At 42.5% G+C, this 3,847-nt stretch carries 5 protein-coding genes and 1 pseudogene; 5 read left to right on the forward strand and 1 reads right to left on the reverse strand.

All coding sequences use genetic code 11. From position 1 onward, the window contains the following. Positions 1-75: 75 nt before the first annotated feature. The 5 genes from trmD to B4K20_RS00780 all read left to right on the forward strand — a co-directional run bounded on the left by trmD (position 76) and on the right by B4K20_RS00780 (position 3,466). Positions 76-819 (forward strand): tRNA (guanosine(37)-N1)-methyltransferase TrmD, encoded by a 744-nt coding sequence (gene trmD / locus B4K20_RS00760; RefSeq protein WP_289281505.1) that lies wholly within the window; start codon positions 76-78, stop codon positions 817-819. A 13-nt stretch (positions 820-832) separates the two neighbouring features. Further along, complete coding sequence (rplS, locus tag B4K20_RS00765; RefSeq protein ID WP_286305434.1) at positions 833-1,177, forward strand: 50S ribosomal protein L19; 345 nt, start codon at positions 833-835, stop codon at positions 1,175-1,177. A 109-nt stretch (positions 1,178-1,286) separates the two neighbouring features. Further along, positions 1,287-2,186: a site-specific tyrosine recombinase XerD gene (gene xerD, locus B4K20_RS00770; protein WP_289281506.1), complete on the forward strand. Its 900-nt coding sequence runs from the start codon at positions 1,287-1,289 to the stop codon at positions 2,184-2,186. A gap of 73 nt (positions 2,187-2,259) precedes the next feature. After that, entirely contained in the window at positions 2,260-2,745 is a 486-nt protein-coding gene (locus B4K20_RS00775) for a YajQ family cyclic di-GMP-binding protein (RefSeq protein WP_289281507.1), read from the forward strand. 7 nt (positions 2,746-2,752) lie between these two features. Continuing rightward, complete coding sequence (locus B4K20_RS00780; RefSeq protein WP_289281508.1) at positions 2,753-3,466, forward strand: DsbC family protein; 714 nt, start codon at positions 2,753-2,755, stop codon at positions 3,464-3,466. Here B4K20_RS00780 and B4K20_RS00785 read toward each other — a convergent pair. Then, positions 3,452-3,847, reverse strand: a pseudogene (locus B4K20_RS00785) (UDP-2,3-diacylglucosamine diphosphatase); the annotation flags it as partial. The gene B4K20_RS00780 and the pseudogene B4K20_RS00785 sit on opposite strands and share 15 nt — an antisense overlap.

Consider the following 3,847-nt stretch of genomic DNA (forward strand, 5'->3'; position numbering starts at 1 on the left):
TTGTAAAACTGGTCGATTTGGATGAAGAACTAATCCAAGTTGATTGGAGTAAAGACTATTGATGGGAGACGGATAATGCACTTAGGTGTGATATCCCTTTTTCCTGAAATGTTTGATGCGGTTACTCATTACGGTGTAACAGGCAGAGCGGTAACAAATGGTTTATTGAAAGTAGACTACTGGAATCCGCGAGATTTTGCTTATGACCGACATCGAACTGTAGACGACAGGCCATATGGCGGTGGTCCTGGTATGGTAATGAAAGTTGCGCCTCTGCAAGAGGCAATATCATCAGCAAAAGAAAAGCTGGGTGAAGATGCAACGGTTATCTATCTCTCACCGCAGGGCAGAAAACTGGACCAGAAAAGTCTGCAACAACTGGTTGGTAAAGAGAAGTTGATTCTGCTGGCCGGGCGTTATGAAGGCGTTGATGAACGCTTGATAGAAAAAGAAATTGATGAGGAGTGGTCGATAGGTGACTACGTCCTTAGTGGTGGAGAATTGGCAGCCATGGTGATGATCGATGGCATGGCCAGGTTGATACCCGGTGTATTAGGTGATGAGCAGTCTGCAGAGCAAGATTCTTTTGTAGCAGGCTTGCTGGACTACCCACATTACACCAGACCAGAAGTTTTAGATGACCAGTCAGTACCCGAGGTATTGCTGGGAGGCGACCATGAAGCAATTCGTAAATGGCGTCTCAAACAGTCCTTGGGACGAACATGGTTGCGACGACCTGATTTATTAGACAAAGACACGTTGACTAATGAACAGGCTGCGTTATTAAAAGAGTTTATTGCCGAGAGCGGGCAGGATTAGTTGGGAGTTAACAATGAGTAACATTATCGAACAGCTTAACGCTGAACAAGTGAGACAGGATATCCCTGAATTTTCAGCGGGTGATACTGTTGTTGTTAAAGTTAAAATCAAAGAAGGCGACCGTGAACGTGAACAGGCGTTCGAAGGTGTCGTTATTGCTAAACGCAACCGTGGTCTGCACTCAGCATTCACTGTTCGTAAAATTTCTAGTGGTGTCGGTGTTGAGCGTGTTTTCCAAACACACAGCCCATCAATCGCCAGTGTTGAAGTAAAACGTCGCGGTGATGTCCGTCGTTCTAAACTTTACTACTTACGTGATTTGACTGGTAAAGCAGCACGTATCAAAGAAAAGCTATAATCCGAATTGTCATAACAGACGATTGGAAAGAAAGGGTAGTGTGGTACACACTGCCCTTTTTTATTGCTTAGTTGTTACTATTAAATATCGGATATTTAACAGTAGTTATATGAGCGAGTCACAACCTTCTTATTATCTTGAACCTTTCCTAGACAGCTTATGGTTAGAATCTGGGCTAAGTCAACATACAGTGGACGCTTACCGTAGAGATTTATTAGCCTTCTCTGCCTGGTTGAATCAGTTTGATATTGATTTAGTCTCAGCCACGCAATTAGATATTCAACGCTATCAAAGTCAGCGCTTACGCGAAGGAAGAAAAGTCCGAAGTGAAGCCAGACTTTTATCTTCTCTGAGACGATTCTACCGCTATTTATTGCGTGAAGATATTCGTGATTCCGACCCTACGGCCCAGCTAGACTCACCAAGATTAGGTCGCGCTTTACCAGACAGTCTGACGGAAACAGAAGTCGAAGCGTTATTAGCTCAACCAGATATTACTGATCCTCTTGGCTTGCGAGATAGAACAATGCTGGAACTACTTTACGCTGCAGGGCTTCGGGTTTCAGAACTGGTGTCATTGCAATTAGAGCAAGTTAATCTTCGGCAAGGTCTGATTCGTTGTATTGGTAAAGGTAATAAGGAACGTCTGGTGCCCATTGGTGAAATTGCATTGGATTGGTTACAGGACTATCTCTACGAAAGTCGGCCTGCGATATTAAATGGGCAAATCACGGATGATATATTCCCCACTCGCAGAGGTAAGGCAATGACTCGGCAAGCTTTTTGGTACATCATTAAACGTTATGCCAGCCAAGCAAGTATTGATAAGCATTTGTCACCCCATACATTAAGACATGCCTTTGCAACACATTTACTCAATCATGGTGCAGATTTACGGGTCGTGCAGTTATTGCTCGGACATTCTGATTTATCCACGACACAAATTTATACTCACGTAGCCAAAGAGCGATTAAAACAATTACACGGTCAACATCACCCGCGTGGCTAGGAGTTGATAAGCCTGACGCTATCAAACATTAATGCTAAACTGGCCCGATTTTATAGCGCAATCAGGTGAACAGATGCCTTCTTTTGATATCGTTTCTGAAGTCGATAAACATGAACTTGCCAATGCAGTGGACCAAACAAACCGAGAGTTAAAGAACAGGTTTGATTTCCGTGGAACTGATGCCAAAGTAGAGCAGTCTGACAAAATGCTCACGATGCATGCAGATAGTGATTTCCAGTTAGATCAACTTCTCGATATTTTACGACTCAAGCTAGTCAAGCGTGGCGTTGATGTCAGCTGTTTAGAAGTCAAAGATTCTGTAGGTAACGGTAAAATGCGTAAACAGGATGTCTTAGTAAGAGAAGGTATCGACAAAGACTTATCCCGAACGATTGTTAAACTCATCAAAGAAAGTAAAGTGAAAGTGCAAGCAGCGGTTCAAGGCGAGAGCGTCAGAGTAACGGGAAAAAAGCGTGATGAACTGCAATCTGTTATTGCCATGCTAAAAGGTCACGATAAAATCGATATGCCATTACAGTTTAATAACTTTAGAGATTAATAACTCCATGTTGAAATATGCCATATTAGTACTGTCTTTGTTCGGTGTCAGTGTCGTAAACGCCGATAATGATGAGCTCCGTAAAAAGATAGAAAAGTCATTACCCGATGTAAAAGTTACTAGCCTGAAAGCGGTAGACGATACTGGATTTTATGAAGCCGTTATTAATGGTCAAATTCTCTATTTTTCTAAAGATGGCCGTTATGTGATTCAGGGTGACATGGTGTCATTGGATTCAAGAATCAATCTTACTGAACAACGTCGGGTGAGTTTACGTAAAGATGCTTTAGCCAAGCTTGATGAAAAAGATATGATTATCTTCGGTCCCCAAAAAGCGAAATACACCATTACTGTGTTTACTGATATTGATTGCGGCTATTGCCGTAAGATGCACGCTGAAATGGAGAAATACAACGATTTGGGCATTCGAGTCCGATATCTGTCTTTCCCGCGAGGTGGGATAGGGTCTAAATCTTATGATGATGCTGTCAATGTATGGTGTGCGGCCGATAGACAGAAAGCTATGACCAAGGCAAAACAGGGTCAGGAAATTCCTACAAAGACATGCGCTAATCCGGTAAAAGCTGAGTTCGAATTAGGTCAGCAACTGGGTGTGCAAGGCACCCCCTCTATTTTTCTCGAGTCTGGCCAGAATTTGCCTGGCTATTTGCCACCTGAAAAGTTGATTCAGGTACTGGACGAAAATTCATCGCAATCGTAAAGTTTGCTGCTGATTATCTAGTCGGTGATCATGTAATGTGAGTTGCTGATCATCGACCAAAAGATAACTGACTTTATTTTCCCAATCACCTAATACAATGCGATAGGCATCTTGATTGTTTCTTAATCTAACTTGATGAATGGCGGGACGATGGGTGTGACCGTGAATCAGTAGTCTGACATTGCTCTCAAACATCACTTTCTCAACTTCGGCCTGATTCACATCCATGATTTGGCTGGATTTATATTGTTTCTTTTGCTGACTTTGTTGTTTTATTTTGTCGGATATTTTTTGGCGAAAACGAGCGGGGAGTTTTAAAAAACACCATTGCAGAAAACGATTGTTCACCACTTTCCGATAACGTTGATAGCTGACATCATC

Source organism: Methylophaga sp. UBA5088, from assembly GCF_002414625.1.
GTDB lineage: Bacteria > Pseudomonadota > Gammaproteobacteria > Nitrosococcales > Methylophagaceae > Methylophaga > Methylophaga marina.

Excerpts from the sequence above, each read along its gene's own strand:
- trmD (WP_289281505.1), top strand. The coding sequence starts at position 76 with ATGCACTTAGGTGTGATATCCCTTTTTCCTGAAATGTTTGATGCGGTT.
- rplS (WP_286305434.1), top strand. The coding sequence starts at position 833 with ATGAGTAACATTATCGAACAGCTTAACGCTGAACAAGTGAGACAGGAT.
- xerD (WP_289281506.1), top strand. The coding sequence starts at position 1,287 with ATGAGCGAGTCACAACCTTCTTATTATCTTGAACCTTTCCTAGACAGC.
- B4K20_RS00775 (WP_289281507.1), top strand. The coding sequence starts at position 2,260 with ATGCCTTCTTTTGATATCGTTTCTGAAGTCGATAAACATGAACTTGCC.
- B4K20_RS00780 (WP_289281508.1), top strand. The coding sequence starts at position 2,753 with ATGTTGAAATATGCCATATTAGTACTGTCTTTGTTCGGTGTCAGTGTC.